The sequence below is a fragment of the Aurantiacibacter zhengii genome (assembly GCF_003584125.1).
GTDB classification, from domain to species: Bacteria; Pseudomonadota; Alphaproteobacteria; order Sphingomonadales; family Sphingomonadaceae; genus Alteraurantiacibacter; species Alteraurantiacibacter zhengii.
Genome location: NZ_QXFL01000009.1, coordinates 96,300 through 111,207, shown reverse-complemented (window position 1 = coordinate 111,207; position 14,908 = coordinate 96,300). Strand labels below are relative to the sequence as shown.

Below are 14,908 nucleotides of genomic sequence, written 5' to 3'. Positions count from 1 at the left end.
TTGCCGATGCGGCTGTCGAGACCGATGCCCTTCGCCACGTCGGCGACATCCGCGCCCACCTTCTCGCACAGGTCGGCGATCTCGTTGATGAAGCCGATCTTGGTCGCAAGGAAGGCGTTGCCGGCATACTTGGTGAGTTCGGCAGCGCGCCTGCTCATCACCACCAGCGGGCTCTCGTTGCGGGTCAGCGGGCGGTAGATTTCCGCCAGCACCTTTTCCGCGTGCTCGTCGTTCACGCCGATCACCACCCGGTCGGGCCGCTTGAAGTCGTCGATCGCAGCGCCCTCGCGCAGGAACTCGGGGTTGCTGGCAACCGAGAACTCGAGCTCCGGCGCGGTCTCGCGGATGATCCGCTCCACCTCGTCGCCCGTGCCCACCGGCACCGTCGACTTGTCGACCACCACCACGCCTTTGGGCAGCAGCGGGGCCATCTCCTCTGCCGCGGCATAGACGTACGACAGGTCCGCATGGCCATCGCCGCGGCGGCTGGGCGTGCCCACCGCGATGAACACCGCGTCCGTCCCCGGCAGCGCCTCGGCCAGGTCGAGCGTGAAGGCCAGGCGGCCTGCCTCGACGTTGCGGGCCACGAGCTCGTCCAGACCCGGCTCGAAAATGGGGATCTCCCCAGCCAGCAGCGCGTCGATCTTCGACTGGTCCTTGTCCACGCAGACAACCTCGTGACCGAAGTCTGCAAAACAGGCGCCAGATACCAGGCCAACATAGCCAGTGCCGATCATCACGATACGCATGGTTTACCCTCGGTTCGCCGCTTGGGTCGCACTCTGTCCTCAGCCCTGATGGTAGTGCCGGTACCATTCCACGAAACGGGGAAGGCCGTCGGCAATGTCGGTCGTCGGTGTATAGCCAAGATCGCGGCTGATGGCATCGATATCGGCATAGGTTCGCACCACGTCGCCCGGTTGCATCGGCTGCCAGTCGATCTGCGCCTTCATGCCGCACGCCTCTTCCAGGATGGCGACGAGGTCGGTCAGCTTTTCGGAACGGTTGTTGCCAATGTTGTAGAGGGCATGCGGCTTGGAAGAGCCGCCCGCCTTCACCGCGCCATCATCGGCAGGGGCGCTGTCCAGCACCGCGAGAACGCCAGCGATGATGTCGTCGATGTAAGTGAAATCGCGCCACATCTCGCCCTTGTGGAACACCGGGATCGGCTCTCCCGCCAGGATCTTCCGGGTGAAAATCCAGTAGGCCATGTCCGGTCGGCCCCACTCACCGTAGACGGTGAAGAACCGCAGGCCGGTAAGCGGAATGCGGTAAAGGTGCGCGTAACTCTCGCTCAACATCTCGTCGGCGCGCTTGGTGGCGGCATAGAGACTGACGGGATGGTCCGCGCGGTCGTCCACGCTGAAGGGGACCTTGTCGTTGCCACCATAAACGCTGGACGAACTGGCATAAACCATGTGCGCCACGCTGCGACGGCGCGCGATTTCCAGCATGTTCGCATGGCCCACGAGATTGGACTGGATATAGGCTGCCGGATTTTCGAGCGAGTAACGAACGCCGGCTTGGGCCCCGAGATGGACGATGCGGTCGATCTGATGATCGGCCAGCGCGGTCTCCAGCGCAGTCATGTCGGCGAAATCGAGCTTGTGGAACGCGAACGACCCGCCAAGCTTCTCGAGCCTTGCCACCCGCGCCGCTTTCAGCGCCGGATCGTAATAGGCGTTGCAATTATCGATGCCGATGACGCTGTCGCCACGTGCCAGCAGGCGTTCGATGAGCGCAGAGCCGATGAACCCGGCAGCTCCTGTTACCAGAACCTGCATGTGTCATCGTCTCCAACATAAAGCGTCACGGGTGAAGCGCCCCAACTGGCAGGGGCCCGGTCATATCGCAATGCAAAACTCTGGCCGCAGACGCTTTCCGGATTATTTCCTGCCGAGTGCGTCAGCGTCCCTTGCGCGCGGCAGCATAACGGGCGATCTGCGCCAGCTCCTGCAACAGGATCAGCTCTGCCGACTGGCTGTTTGCCAGCAGCGAACGATGCAGTTCGCACAGGCGCGGCACCAACCGTTCCAGCTTGCCACCACGCCAGCGCTGCAACTGGTCCCCCACCTCGCGATGTTCGCGGAAGAACACGCCCTGTGACTTGAGGAAACCCTGCATGTCGTCGCCCGGACGCAGGTTCGCCGACAGGCGCGCGAGTTGCGCCGCGCGCCGCTCCAGCGCAAGCGCCACGCCCACGGGGTTGAGCGAAACCTCGCGCAGCCTGCGCAGTTCGCCCGGCAGCTTGCGAACTTCTCCGCTGAGCGCTGCGTTGATCAGCGGCATGAAACCGTCTTCTTCGGTCGAGGCGCCGATCATGTCGAAATCTTCCGGATTGGCCTGCTTGGGCGACTGTGGCGACGCATCGAGGTACAGCGCCAGCTTGTCGACTTCGGACTGCGCCAGCCGGACATCCAGACCCGCGGCATGGGCGATCCGTTCGGCCAGGTTGCCGTTGAGGCGCATTCCTGCCGCATCGGCCATGGCCCGCACATCGGCGGTGACGGAGCGCAGGTCCGGCGGGTAGAAGATCGCCACCAGCGCGTCGCTGCGCTTGATCAGCAGTTTCGCGCTGCGCGATTTATCGGTGGCGGAAGTGGCGACGATGTAGATCGGCCAGGCACCATCGGCCTCGCCCCGGTCGGCCAGTTCGCAATAGGTGTTGATCGCATCGTAGGCCTCGTCGCCGGATACGCGGGCAAAGATGTGCTGGCTGTCCCCGAACAGGGAGGTCGAGCGCGCTTCGTCCAGCAGGCGGGCGGGATCCGACTTGAGGTCGTGCCCTGTCAGTTCGACCCGCTCGCCCGGATCCTCGAGATTGGCGATCAGCTTCCTTGCGGCGGCAGAGGCACCTGCTTCGTCGGCACCGCAGAAAAAGCAGATTCGCAGGCCCTTGCCGGCCTTCTGCGCGGCCTGCGCATAGTCGCGCTGGGTGGCCTTCATTGCTGCTCGCGCAGGGTGCGGGTGATGCGCGTGACGATCTGGTCCGCAACCTCCTGCGCCAGATTTTCCAGCGCGGTCTGCTCCGCAGCGATAGTGGCGAATTCGGAACTGACAACGTCGATACCTGCATCCGATCCCGCCGTGGCATCGAGCAGGATGGTGTCGCTGGAAACATCGACCAACTGGTAGCGCGCACGAAGGATGCGGCGCTGGCGGCCGATGGTATCGTCGGTGAGCAGGCCCAGACCTTCGAGGTCGTCATCCAGCACGATGTCGAGCCGGTACTGCGAGGTGCTGCCGGAAGCGCCGCGCCCCAGACGGTCCGTCAGTGCATTGCGCACCAGCCAGCCTTCGCGGCCCGGTATGGCGGGCACATCGATGGCGGCCAGCTCGCGCGCCACAAACCCGTTACCGCCGCCTGCGTAGATGGGCTGGAGACCGCACCCGGTGAGGGGAAGGGAAAGCGTGGCAAGAGCCATGGAGAGGCGAAGCGCGCGCGTCACGTAACGATATTCACCAGCCTGCCGGGCACCACGATCACCTTCCTGATTTCCGCGCCATCGATCGAACGCTGGACTTTCTCGCTGGCGAGCGCAAGCGCCTCCAGCTCTTCTTTCGAGGCATCCTTGGGCGCGGTCAGCGTGTCGCGAAGCTTGCCCTTGTGCTGCACGGCGATGGTGACTTCGTCGTCCACCAGCAGAGCGGGATCGACCTTGGGCCAGTCGGCCTCGGCGATCAGGCCCTCGCCGCCCATCGCGGCCCAGCCTTCCTCGGCAAGGTGCGGCATCATCGGAGAGGCCATCAGCAGCAGGCTGCGAATCGCGAAGTTGCGGTCTGCGGAAGGTTCGGCCTTTTCAGCCGCGCTGGTGAGTTCGTAGATGCGGGCCACGGCCTTGTTGAAGGCGAGCGCCTCAATATCCTCGGCAACGGCGGCAATGGTCTGGTGCGTCTTACGGGCGAGGTCCTTGTCCTCGCCGCTCGCACCGTCCTCGTACTTGCCAAACAGACGCCACAGGCGCTGCACGAAACGGCCGCAGCCCTCGATCCCGGCTTCGGACCACGGCAGGTCGCGTTCCGGCGGAGAGTCCGACAGCATGAACCAGCGAACGGCATCGGCGCCGTAGTCACGGATGATGTCTTCGGGGTCGACGACGTTCTTCTTCGACTTGGACATCTTGATGACCTTGCCGATCTGCACCGGCTGGCCATCGGCCTTCAGCTTCGCGCCTTCGCTGGAGCGGTCCACCTCGGCAGGTGTGTAGTACACCTCGCGCGGGCCATCCCTACGGCTGTAGGTCTCGTGCGTCACCATTCCCTGCGTGAACAGGCTGGCGAAAGGTTCCTTCACCTCCAGCTTGCCGCAGTGGGCCAGCGCGCGGGTCCAGAAGCGGGCGTAGAGCAGGTGCAGGATCGCGTGCTCGATGCCGCCGATGTACTGGTCCACCGGCATCCACTGGGCGACTTCGGCAGCGTCGAAAGGCTTGTCTGCGGGCTGGCTGGCGAAGCGCAGGAAGTACCAGCTTGAGTTAACAAAGGTGTCGAGCGTGTCTGTCTCCCGCTCGGCCTTGCCGCCGCACTTGGGGCACTCGGTATGCTTCCAGGTGGGATGGCGCAGCAGCGGGTTGCCCGGCTGCTCGAAGGACACATCCTCGGGCAGCTTTACCGGCAACTGATCCTTGGGCACCGGCACCACGCCGCAGGTATCGCAATGGATGAAGGGAATGGGCGTGCCCCAGTACCGCTGGCGCGAAACGCCCCAGTCGCGCAGGCGCCACACCGTGGTGCCCTTGCCCCAGCCGCCGCTCTCGGCGCGGGAAATCACGTCGGCTTTGGCATCTTCCACGCTCTTGCCGTCGAGGAAGTCGGAATTCACGAGCACGCCCTCGCCCGCTTCGGCCTCACCAGCGAAGGGTTTGGCCGCTTCGTCCACGCTGGGGGCCACGACGCGCGGGATCGGCAGGCCGTACTTGGTGGCGAATTCGAAGTCGCGCTGGTCATGTCCCGGCACCGCCATGATCGCGCCGGTGCCGTAATCCATCAGCACGAAGTTGGCGATGTAGAGCGGCAATTCAGCGCCGGTGAACGGGTGGCGCGCGGTGATTCCGGTGTCGAAGCCCAGCTTCTCTGCCGTTTCCAGTTCGGCGGCCGTGGTGCCGCCCTTCTTGCACAGGGCGATGAAATCGCGTGCAGCCTCGCTATCCAGCGATTGCGCGATCGGATGATCCGCAGCCACGGCGACGAAACTCGCGCCGAAGATCGTGTCGGGCCGCGTGGTATAGACGGGCAGCTTCCCGCCATTCGAAAGATCGAAGGCGAATTCCAAGCCCTGCGACTTCCCGATCCAGTTTTCCTGCATCAGCCGCACCTTCTGCGGCCAGTCCTTCAGGGTATCGAGCCCTTCCAGCAGGTCTTCGGCGAACTGCGTGATCTTCAGGAACCACTGGTTCAGCTTGCGCTTCTCGACCTCCGCGCCCGACCGCCAGCCCTTGCCGTCGATCACCTGCTCGTTGGCGAGCACGGTCATGTCGACGGGGTCCCAGTTGACCTCGCTTTCCTTGCGATAGACGAGGCCGTTTTCATAAAGGTCGATGAACAGCGCCTGCTCGTGGCCGTAGTATTCCGGGTCGCACGTGGCGAATTCGCGGCTCCAGTCGAGCGCGAAGCCCAGTTGCTTCAGCTGGCCCTTCATCGTGGCGATATTGGCATAGGTCCAGCCGCCGGGATGGACGCCCTTTTCCATTGCCGCGTTCTCGGCAGGCATGCCGAAAGCATCCCAGCCCATCGGGTGCAGCACTTCGCGCCCGCGCATCGTGTGATAGCGCGCCAGCACGTCGCCCATGGTGTAATTGCGCACGTGCCCGATGTGGATGCGCCCGCTGGGGTAGGGGAACATCTCCAGCACGTAGCTTTTCGGCTTGTCGCTGGCGCTGTCGGCCTCGAAGCACCGGGCCTCGTCCCACGCACGTTGCCAGCGCCCGTCGGCGACAGACGGATCGAATCGTTCAGCAGTCATGGTTGTGGCCCTTAAGGCGAATTAGCTGACAGCGGAACGCCGGAGATCGCGAGCCTTGGTGAGGATGATGTCTTCCAGGCGCTGCACCGTGGCGGCCTGCACCGGCGCTTCCACCCAGTTGCCGTTCTGCATGACCTGGCGGCTGGCCGCGACGCGCAGGGCATCGGCGCGCAGATCCTGGTCGAGAATGGCGACCGACACCTTCACCCGCTCGTTCGGGTTGTTGGGATCGACGTACCAGTCGGTGACCAGGACGCCGCCGTTGCTGTCCGTCTGCGTCAGCGGCATGAACGACAGCGTCTCCAGACTGGCGCGCCAGAGATAGGAGTTCACCCCGATCGAGGTGACGCGCGCTGCGGCCAGATCGGTGCGCAGACGCTGGTCGTCACCGCCACCGCAGGCCGACAGGGCAAGGCTTGCCGTGCCCAGCATGGCAGCACCGAAAATCGAGCGGGCAGTCTGGCGGGAAGAATTGCGCAAGGAGGAAAAAGCCATCATCGGTCCTGTAATACGAGAATTCGCAAGTTGCCTGCCTCTATAACGGGCGTGTCGCCTGCGGCAAGGCGAAGCGACCCTGACAGGGGCAATGGCAGGCACAAAAGCGCCGATACGGCGTGAATAGCCGCTTAATACGCGCGCCGACATTGGCTCTGGCATGGCGCTGTCGGCATGCGGGCGTGTGGATAAGCTGCAACAGTCGGCAAAAAGCCGTGCGGTTGCAACGTGATGTCTGGAATCTTTTGAAAGGGCGGCCTAACACAACTGATGTTCGAAACGACTCGGGTATGGAACGCTTTGGTTCATGCAGAGTCCATTGGGCAGGTGATAAGAGAGGCATCATGTCGAAGTCGCGTACAGGATTGGCAGGCAAGGTGGCGCTTGGCGCTTCCGCCGCGCTGCTGGCCGTCGCTCTTCCGACCGCCGGTTTCGCTTTCGCCTCGCTTGGCGATTCGGATGCAACCGAAGACGCGGCAGAGCCGCTGGTTGCCTTCACGCCCGCCGATGGCGATCCGCGCATGGCGCAGATGATTGCCGAGCGCCGCGGCGATGCCCGCATGATGCGCTTCACGCCCGCTGGTTTCGCCAAGTCTCCGGCAGAGCGGGTCGTTACCGTTGCGGTCCGGGTAGACCAGCAGACTGCTGACGCACTGGCGGCTAGTTCGCTTGGTGGCCAGCGCAATTCCGATGCCAGTTCGATCGGCCTGCGCGTAACGCCCACGCGTTACAACCTTGGTCTCGCTCGCGGCTATTCCAGCTTCACGGCAGCCCCCGCAGCCGGGCAGGCTACTGCGCCGACCCGCTCGCTCGCCGCGAGCTCGCTGTCGGGCACCCTGTCGCGCGCGCGCATCCCCGACCTCACCGAGTTCAAGCCGCGCACCGCCGCGCATGAAGAGCCGAGCCGGTTTGCCGCGCGCATCGACCGTGAACAGGATGGCGCGGCGGAGACGGTGTCCGTCGCCAACCAGACCCTGCGCGACCAGATGCTGGACGTTGCGGGCAGCTATCGCCTGACTCGCAATCTCGATATCACCGCTGGTGTCCGTTACGAACAGGATCGCGACCTTATCCAGGTTCCCGATCTCGACGAGCAGGACAGTCAGGCCGTCTATATCGGCACCCAGTTCCGCTTCTGATCGATGCAGCAAATGTTGCACGGCATTACCCCGCTTCGGCGGGGTTTTGTTTTGCGCAACATAGTCGGGCAAGCTAGTATCGATCGCGCAACTAATAATCAATGGGACAGGCAAGGGGATCATTCATGGGACATTTAGCAGTCGTCACCGGCGGAACGCGCGGAATTGGCCGAGCCATCTGCGAAGCGCTGAAGGACGATGGCTTCACAGTCGTGGCAAGTTACGCCGGTAACGAGGAAAAGGCCCGCGTCTTTACCGATGAAACCGGCATCCCCGCCTATAGATTCGACGTGTCCGACCACGAGGCGACCCTCGCCGCTTGCGACGGGATCGCCGAGGAAGTCGGCCCGATCGATGTGGTGGTGAACAATGCCGGCATCACCCGCGACGGTACGCTGCTGAAGATGAGCTACGAGGAATGGGACGAGGTTATGCGCACCAACCTCGGCGGCTGCTTCAACATGGCGAAGGCATGCTTTCCCGGCATGAAGGACCGCAAGTGGGGCCGCATCATCAACATCGGCTCGATCAACGGGCAGGCCGGCCAGTACGGCCAGGTCAACTACGCCGCCGCGAAAAGCGGCATTCACGGCTTCACGAAGGCGCTGGCGCAGGAAGGCGCGCGTTACGGCATTACCGTCAATGCCATCGCCCCCGGCTATATCGATACCGAGATGGTGGCCGCCGTGCCGGAAGCCGTGCTGGAAAAGATCGTCGCCAAGATCCCGGTGGGCCGTCTTGGCCAGGCCAGCGAAATCGCTCGCGGTGTGGCCTTCCTTGCGTCCGAACAGGGCGGCTTCGTCACCGGTTCGACCCTGTCGATCAACGGTGGTCAACACATGTATTGATGGCGCGGGCCGGTGGCTGAACTCTATCATCCCCCGGTCAAACGATCGGTCGAAATCGCCGGGCACAAGACCTCGATCAGCCTCGAACCGCTGTTCTGGGAAATGCTGAACGGCGTGGCATTGCGCGAGGGGCTGCCGCTGAATGCGCTGGTCGCGCGGATAGATGCGCAACGTATCGAGGCCGAGCTTGCGCCCGGCCTCGCGACAGCCATCAGGTTGTGGCTGGTGGACGACTTGCGCCGTCAGTTGGATCGACAGTCAGCCGATCAGTAATTGGCTGGCGGATCGCTGGCGGGAAAGCTTTCATCGCTTTCCTCGTCCACCTCGTCCCAGGTATCCTTCTTCTGCTTGCCGGTTGCCGTCGCCGAGGCACCGGCATCGCGGACCTGATTGAAGTTGGAACCTCCTGCCTGGCCAGAGGCGAACGCTTCGTTCTGGTCGTTGCGGATGTTCTTGTCGTAGTAACGATAACCGGCGTAGCCAAGGGCTCCCAGTGCTGCGAGTTTGATAAGCATGTCGCGTATCTCCTTTTCTGCACTGTAAACGCACGGGTTGGCAAAATGCTCCAGTGACGCGGGTATTTCGAACTTGCGGTCGTACCGGTTGACCGCAGCCTCGCCGCATTGCACAAACCGCGCATGACAGAGCGCAAACCGATCCGCAAAGCCGTCTTTCCCGTTGCCGGGCTCGGCACCCGTTTCCTACCCGCCACCAAGGCCATTCCGAAGGAGCTGCTGCCGATCGTCGATCGCCCGCTGATCCAGTACGCGGTGGACGAGGCGCGCGAGGCGGGGATCGAGCAGATGATCTTCGTCACCGGGCGCGGCAAGACCGCAATCGTCGAACATTTCGACGTGGCCTACGAACTGGAAACCACGATGGAGGAGCGCGGCAAGGATCTGTCCGTGCTGGACTCCAGCCGTTTCACGCCGGGTGACATCATCACCGTACGCCAGCAGGTGCCGTTGGGCCTGGGTCACGCGATCTGGTGCGCCCGCGCGATCGTGGGGGACGAACCGTTCGCCATCTTGCTTCCGGACGAGATGATGGTGGGCGACAGCGGCGGCAAGGGCGGCTGCATGAAGCAGATGGTGCAGGCCTACAACGAAGTAGGCGGCAACCTCATCTCCGTACTCGAAGTGCCGCACGATGAGGTGTCGAGCTACGGCGTGATCGATCCGGGCGAGGCCAGTGGCAACCTTACCAAGGTGAAAGGGCTGGTCGAAAAACCGCCGGTGGACGAGGCTCCGTCGAACAAGATCGTTTCGGGCCGCTACATCCTCCAGCCCGAGGTAATGCGGGTGCTGGAAACGCAGGGCAAGGGCGCCGGCGGCGAAATCCAGCTGACCGATGCCATGGCGCGCATGATCGGCAACCAGCCGTTCAACGCGGTGACATTCGAGGGCCGCCGCTTCGACTGCGGCAGCAAGCTGGGCTTCGTGGAGGCTACGCTGGCGCTGGCGCTGGAACGCGAGGACATGGGCGCGCAGGTGCGCGAGATGACCGAACGGCTGCTGGCCTACTAACGACAAGCCACAAATGAAAAAGGCGGACCGCGAGGCCCGCCTTTTCAAACTCTCTGCGAGATGACCTTACTCGGGGCCGCCGCGTGCGGCCTGCTCGTCATCCGTGCTTTCGAGGTTAGCTACCATATAGGGGATGGGGTTCACCGGATCGCCGCTGACGCGCACTTCGTAGTGCAGGTGCGGGCCGGTGGAACGACCGGTCGAGCCGATGTAGCCGATCAGGTCGCCCTTGCGAACCTGCTCGCCGTCGCTGACGGTGTAGCTGGAAAGGTGCGCATAGCGGGTTTCCAGATCGCCGCCGTGGCCGATCTGCACATAGTTGCCGTAGGAACCCCAGTACTTGGCCATTTCCACCACGCCATCTGCGGTAGCATAGACCGGCGTGCCGCGCGGCGCGGCGAGGTCGACGCCGTTGTGCTGGCGGCGCTGGCGCAGGATGGGGTGGTTACGCATGCCGTAACCGCTGGTGAGCTGCACCCCGTCGACCGGCATGCGCGAAGGCACCGAAACGGCGAAACGCGGCGCAGCGATCACTTCGCCTGAAGCCGTGATGCGGCCACCGTCTTCGAGGTCTTCCCAGCTGGCAAACAGTTCGGTGAATTCTTCATCGTCACCCAGCGGCGCCTGGGCCACGGTGTCGGTGTCGATAACGCCGGTTGCGGGCGCTTCATCGGCCATGGCCGGACTGGCGACAGTCGCGGTGCCCAAGGCGAGAATGGTAGCAATCTTGACGAGCATACGATCCCTTTGCTTCGTCAGGCGCTTTCCAACGCCCTTTCGGTTTCTATGGCGAGCCGACGAACCCAGCTCCTCATTTCGTCCATTTTTTTCAGACTCTGCGGAACCCCCCGCCGTCTGTGTGATTATGGTTATGAGGCGAAAGATTAACTACACAACACTTTCGTAGAGATCGCGCGACAAACCGGCAGCGAGACGCGCCGAGTCGTTGAATGGCGGTGTGAGCGTCCCTTTGAAGTGGCGGTTCACCAGCATTTTCCAGTGATTCTTCGGCTCTTTGCCGTGCGTGCGGCAATAGAATTCGAAATGTCTTGCCCCGGCAGCGACGTGACGAATTTCATCGTCAAGGATTCGTTGCAGGATCTTAGCCCCTCGCAAGTCACCTTGTGATACCACCCGCTCCAGCGTGGCGGGCGTGACGTCCAGCCCGCGTGCTTCCAGCACCATCGGCACGATCGCGAGGCGCGCACCCGCATCGTGTGCGGTTTCCTGCGCCGATAGCCACAGCCCGGCATGCACCGGCAGGTCGCCATAGTCTGCGCCCATGGCGACAAGGTGCCGCTCTATCAGGGCGAAATGCATTGCCTCCTCCGCCGCGACACCGAGGAAGTCCGCCACGAAATCGTCGCCCATCCCGGCCCCGAACCGTCCGACTATGTCCAGCGCCAGGTCGATGGCGACGAATTCGATATGTGCGAGCGAGTGCCACAGCGCGATCCTGTTGCGCTCCGACCCGGCCTTGCCGCGCTTGGGCATCTTGCCTGGCGGCAGCACCACCAGACGTTCCGGCCATTCCGGATGGTCCGGCATGCGCGCGGAAAAGCCGGTGGGCAGCACGCCCCGCCGCCAGTCCCGCACCAGAGCGCGGGTGGCCATGACCTTGCCGCGCGCGTCGCCTGTCAGCAGGGCGCGGTGGATCGCTTGCGATAGGTCGGTCACGAAACGGCTACAGTGCCTTTGCAGCGTCCAGAACTTCGGCGACGTGGCCCTTCACTTTCACCTTGTTCCAGACGCGGGCGATCTTGCCCTCTGCGTCGATCAGGTAGGTGGTGCGCACCATGCCCATGAAGGTCTTGCCGTACATCTTCTTCTCGGCCCAGATCCCCAGCGCATCGGACAGCCCACCGTCCTCGCTGTCGGAAGCGAGAGGCACGGTCAGGTCATGCTTGGCGATGAATTTCTCGTGCCTTTCGTAGGAGTCCTTGGAAACGCCCAGCAGCGCGGTGTTCGCTGCGGCGAATTCATCCTTCGCCTCGCTGAATTCGACATTCTCGGTCGTGCAGCCGGGCGTCATGTCCTTGGGATAGAAGAACACCACCAGCTTCTGCCCGCGAAAATCGGAGGGCTTCACCACGCTGCCATCGGCACCTTCCATTGCCACGTCGGGCAGCATGTCGCCTTCGCCGGGGAAATTGTTGCTCATCAGTCGATCTCCAGTTTCTCGCCGAGATGTTCGGCCCATTGCGTGGCGATGCCTTGCCTTGCCTCGTCCAGCGATTGCAACAGGGCCTTATAGCTGTCCTGTCCGCAAGCCTCGGCCAGCACGGCGCGGTGCGCTTCTGCCGGTTCGGCCCCGTCGGGGGCAAACAGGCGCACGGCGACAAGGTAGCGGGTGATGGCGAGGTGGTGATGGACGTAACTCTCCGGCAGGTGCCCGGCGGACGCAAGCGTGCCGATGGCTTTCTCCATCGCCGGATCGAACCCCAGCCGCTCTCGCAGTTGCAGGTAGTGGACCAGGAATTCGGAATCGATCAGTCCGCCGCGCATCAGCTTTACATCCAGCGGACCCGTGGGCGGTTTCGCCGCCAGCATCTCGCCGCGCATGTGCAGCACTTCGGTCTTCAGCGTATCGGGATCGCGCGGCTTGCACAGGACGTCGTCGATCATCTCGCACAGCCTGATCTGCGCCGCTGGTGAACCGTAGATCGGGCGGGCGCGGGCAAGCGCCATGTGCTCCCATGTCCAGGCGGAATCGTGCTGGTAACGTTCGAAGGCCTCGAATCCGGTGGCAAGTGGCCCCTGCGCGCCCTGCGGCCTCAGGCGCGTGTCGATCTCGTAGAGCGCCCCCTCTGCCGTCGGCACTGAAAGCGCCGCCGTTACGCGGGCTGCCAGCCGGTTGTAATAGAGCGCGGTCGACAACGGGCGCTCGCCATCCGATTCCGCACCCCATTCGGCCGGGTCGGTGAACAGGAACACCACATCGAGGTCGCTCGCATGGGTCAGAGCACCCCCGCCCAGCCGGCCAAGCCCCAGGATCACCAGTTCGCTGCCGGGTATTTCTCCGTGCTTCTCGCGGAAATCGGCAATCGCCGCGTCGGCCCCGGTCCGCACGGCGGCCTCGGCCACGCGGCACAGCCCCTCGGCAATGTCGAGCGGATCATGGCGGCACTCCACCATCTGCGCGCCCAGGGCGAAACGCTCCTCCCCCACCACCTGCCGCAGCCGGTCGAGCCGCGATTCGGTGTCGCTGTCTTCCGCCGCCTCCATGCGCGCTGCCAGGGTCTCGATAGAGCCGGGCAGGTCGAGCGCGTGAGGATCGATCAGCGCATCCAGCAGTTCCACACGCCGCGCCAGCGCGTCGGCCAGAGGTTTTGCCAGCGTGAGAATGCGCAGAACGCGGTCCAGCAGGCCGGGGCGCTGCTCGAACAGGCGGAACAGGTTGATCGCCGTGGGCAGGCGTTCCAGCAGCGTTTCCCAGCGTGCCATTGCGTGATCGGGGTCGGGCGCGGCGGCGAGCGCTGCCAGCAACTCATCCTCGATGGCGGCAAAGGCCATGCGCGCCTCTTCCGACCGGAGCGCCCGCAGGCTACCGCGCCAGTGCTCAACGCGCGCCTCGAAGTGATCGCGAAAATCGGTGGGCACGGTGACGCCGGGGTGCGCCGTTTCCTCGTCCTCGCCCAGCAGGTCGTCGTAGCGCGCCGCCACACGGTCGCAGATGGCGCGCACCTCCTCCACCAGGGCGGCGGCATCGGGCAGCCCGTCCAGCCGGGCCACGGTGTCGATCTTTTCCGCCGTTTCGGGGAGGGCGTGGGTCTGCCTGTCGTTCACCATCTGCAGGCGGTGCTCGATGGTGCGCAATCGGTCATAGCTTTCGCCCAGCACCCGCGCATCCTCCGCACCGATGATCTGTGCCTCGGCCAGGGCATCCAGCGCCGCGCGCGTACCGCGCTGGCGCAGGGCTGGATTGCGCCCGCCGTAGATAAGCTGGTGGGTCTGGGCGTAGAACTCGATCTCGCGGATGCCGCCGCGCCCCTTCTTGATATCGAAACCGGGGCCGACCTCGCGCGTACCCTTGTAAGCCTCCCGAATGCGCATGGTCAGGCGGCGCACTTCCTCGATGGCCGTGAAATCCAGGCTGCGCCGCCAGATGAAGCTGCGGATCTCGTCGAGGAAATGCTCGCCTGCGGCCACGTCGCCCGCCGCCGCCCGCGCGCGAATGTAGGCGGCCCTTTCCCACGCCAGCGCACTCGATTCGTAGTGCGAGATTGCCGCGTTGAAGGAGATGGCGAGCGGGGTCACCTCGCTGGCCGGGCGCAGGCGCAGGTCCACGCGCAGCACGTAGCCATCGCCGGTGTGCTGGCCCAGCATCTCCACCAGTTGGCGGGCATAACGCTGCGCGGCCTCGCCCGGCTCGTCCCGCTCGCGCCGGGCCAGGCGCTCGGGATCGAACAGCAGGATGGGATCGATGTCGGAGGAGTAGTTGAGCTCGCGCGCGCCCTGCTTGCCCAGCGCCAGCGCGGTGAAGCCGCTGGTATCGGCATCCTCCACCCGCTTGCGCACTACCGCCAGCAAGGCCGCGTCCAATGCGCGGTCGGCAAAGTCGGAAAGTTCGGTCATGACGCGGGTCAGGTCAAACGCCCCCGCCAAGTCACCGATTGCCAGCACCATCGCCAGCGACAGCCGCTCTCGCCGCAGGGCCGTGCCGGTATCCGCGTGTGCCTCCCCCTCGGCCTTCGCATGGGCGAGCGCATCCTCGCCTTTGCCGTCACGCAGCAGCGCGGCAAGCTCCTCGCGGTTGTCCATCGCGCGCTTCAGGAAGGGCGAATGCGCTTGGGCGCGTTGCAGGGCGGATTGCCAGTCGACAGTCATCGCCGCCGGTCTGCCCGCAGCGCCGCCGCGCTTCAAGCCAAGTTTCTGATTCGCCGCGCGCTTGCCCCGTGGCCCCGGCAATGCCACATGGGCGGTGAAATGATTACGGCTGAA

General features: G+C 64.3%; 15 protein-coding genes. 4 read left to right on the top strand and 11 right to left on the bottom strand.

Annotation, left to right across the window (positions count from 1 at the left end):
* The 6 genes from D2V07_RS16405 to D2V07_RS16380 form a co-directional block, all read right to left on the bottom strand.
* A partial coding sequence (locus D2V07_RS16405) for a UDP-glucose dehydrogenase family protein (protein WP_147367046.1) occupies positions 1 to 749 on the bottom strand: 749 nt, incomplete at its 3' end.
* Positions 750 to 788: 39 nt separating this feature from the next.
* Positions 789 to 1,784 (bottom strand): NAD-dependent epimerase/dehydratase family protein, encoded by a 996-nt coding sequence (locus D2V07_RS16400; RefSeq protein ID WP_119587984.1) that lies wholly within the window; start codon positions 1,782 to 1,784, stop codon positions 789 to 791.
* Positions 1,785 to 1,905: 121 nt separating this feature from the next.
* Positions 1,906 to 2,946 (bottom strand): DNA polymerase III subunit delta, encoded by a 1,041-nt coding sequence (gene holA / locus D2V07_RS16395; protein WP_119587983.1) that lies wholly within the window; start codon positions 2,944 to 2,946, stop codon positions 1,906 to 1,908.
* Positions 2,943 to 3,425, bottom strand: coding sequence for an LPS assembly lipoprotein LptE (gene lptE / locus D2V07_RS16390; RefSeq protein WP_119587995.1), 483 nt, complete (start codon positions 3,423 to 3,425; stop codon positions 2,943 to 2,945). The genes holA and lptE overlap by 4 nt, the downstream gene beginning before the upstream one ends.
* A gap of 20 nt (positions 3,426 to 3,445) precedes the next feature.
* A complete protein-coding gene (gene leuS / locus D2V07_RS16385) occupies positions 3,446 to 5,959 on the bottom strand; it encodes a leucine--tRNA ligase (protein WP_119587982.1) in 2,514 nt (837 codons plus the stop codon).
* 21 nt (positions 5,960 to 5,980) lie between these two features.
* Positions 5,981 to 6,391 (bottom strand): DUF3576 domain-containing protein, encoded by a 411-nt coding sequence (locus D2V07_RS16380; protein WP_233548474.1) that lies wholly within the window; start codon positions 6,389 to 6,391, stop codon positions 5,981 to 5,983.
* A gap of 407 nt (positions 6,392 to 6,798) precedes the next feature.
* On the opposite strand from D2V07_RS16380, the gene D2V07_RS16375 reads away from it, so the two are divergent.
* The 3 genes from D2V07_RS16375 to D2V07_RS16365 all read left to right on the top strand — a co-directional run bounded on the left by D2V07_RS16375 (position 6,799) and on the right by D2V07_RS16365 (position 8,714).
* Entirely contained in the window at positions 6,799 to 7,593 is a 795-nt protein-coding gene (locus D2V07_RS16375) for a hypothetical protein (RefSeq protein WP_119587981.1), read from the top strand.
* A 125-nt stretch (positions 7,594 to 7,718) separates the two neighbouring features.
* Positions 7,719 to 8,441: an acetoacetyl-CoA reductase gene (gene phbB, locus D2V07_RS16370; protein ID WP_119587980.1), complete on the top strand. Its 723-nt coding sequence runs from the start codon at positions 7,719 to 7,721 to the stop codon at positions 8,439 to 8,441.
* Between the two features lie 12 nt (positions 8,442 to 8,453).
* Entirely contained in the window at positions 8,454 to 8,714 is a 261-nt protein-coding gene (locus D2V07_RS16365; RefSeq protein ID WP_119587979.1) for a ribbon-helix-helix domain-containing protein, read from the top strand.
* Here the strand turns inward: D2V07_RS16365 and D2V07_RS16360 are convergent.
* Positions 8,708 to 8,956 (bottom strand): hypothetical protein, encoded by a 249-nt coding sequence (locus tag D2V07_RS16360; RefSeq protein ID WP_119587993.1) that lies wholly within the window; start codon positions 8,954 to 8,956, stop codon positions 8,708 to 8,710. The genes D2V07_RS16365 and D2V07_RS16360 overlap by 7 nt on opposite strands.
* Positions 8,957 to 9,079: 123 nt before the next feature.
* On the opposite strand from D2V07_RS16360, the gene galU reads away from it, so the two are divergent.
* Positions 9,080 to 9,967 (top strand): UTP--glucose-1-phosphate uridylyltransferase GalU, encoded by an 888-nt coding sequence (gene galU / locus D2V07_RS16355; protein WP_119587978.1) that lies wholly within the window; start codon positions 9,080 to 9,082, stop codon positions 9,965 to 9,967.
* 66 nt (positions 9,968 to 10,033) lie between these two features.
* Here galU and D2V07_RS16350 read toward each other — a convergent pair whose 3' ends face one another.
* From D2V07_RS16350 to glnE, 4 genes are all read right to left on the bottom strand, one after another.
* Positions 10,034 to 10,705, bottom strand: a complete 672-nt coding sequence (locus D2V07_RS16350) for a M23 family metallopeptidase (RefSeq protein ID WP_119587977.1) — start codon at positions 10,703 to 10,705, stop codon at positions 10,034 to 10,036.
* Between the two features lie 150 nt (positions 10,706 to 10,855).
* Positions 10,856 to 11,644, bottom strand: a complete 789-nt coding sequence (locus D2V07_RS16345; RefSeq protein ID WP_119587976.1) for a ferritin-like domain-containing protein — start codon at positions 11,642 to 11,644, stop codon at positions 10,856 to 10,858.
* Positions 11,645 to 11,651: 7 nt separating this feature from the next.
* A complete protein-coding gene (locus D2V07_RS16340) occupies positions 11,652 to 12,128 on the bottom strand; it encodes a peroxiredoxin (RefSeq protein ID WP_119587975.1) in 477 nt (158 codons plus the stop codon).
* Positions 12,128 to 14,794 (bottom strand): bifunctional [glutamate--ammonia ligase]-adenylyl-L-tyrosine phosphorylase/[glutamate--ammonia-ligase] adenylyltransferase, encoded by a 2,667-nt coding sequence (gene glnE / locus D2V07_RS16335; RefSeq protein ID WP_119587992.1) that lies wholly within the window; start codon positions 14,792 to 14,794, stop codon positions 12,128 to 12,130. The genes D2V07_RS16340 and glnE overlap by 1 nt, the downstream gene beginning before the upstream one ends.
* Positions 14,795 to 14,908 lie beyond the last annotated feature (114 nt).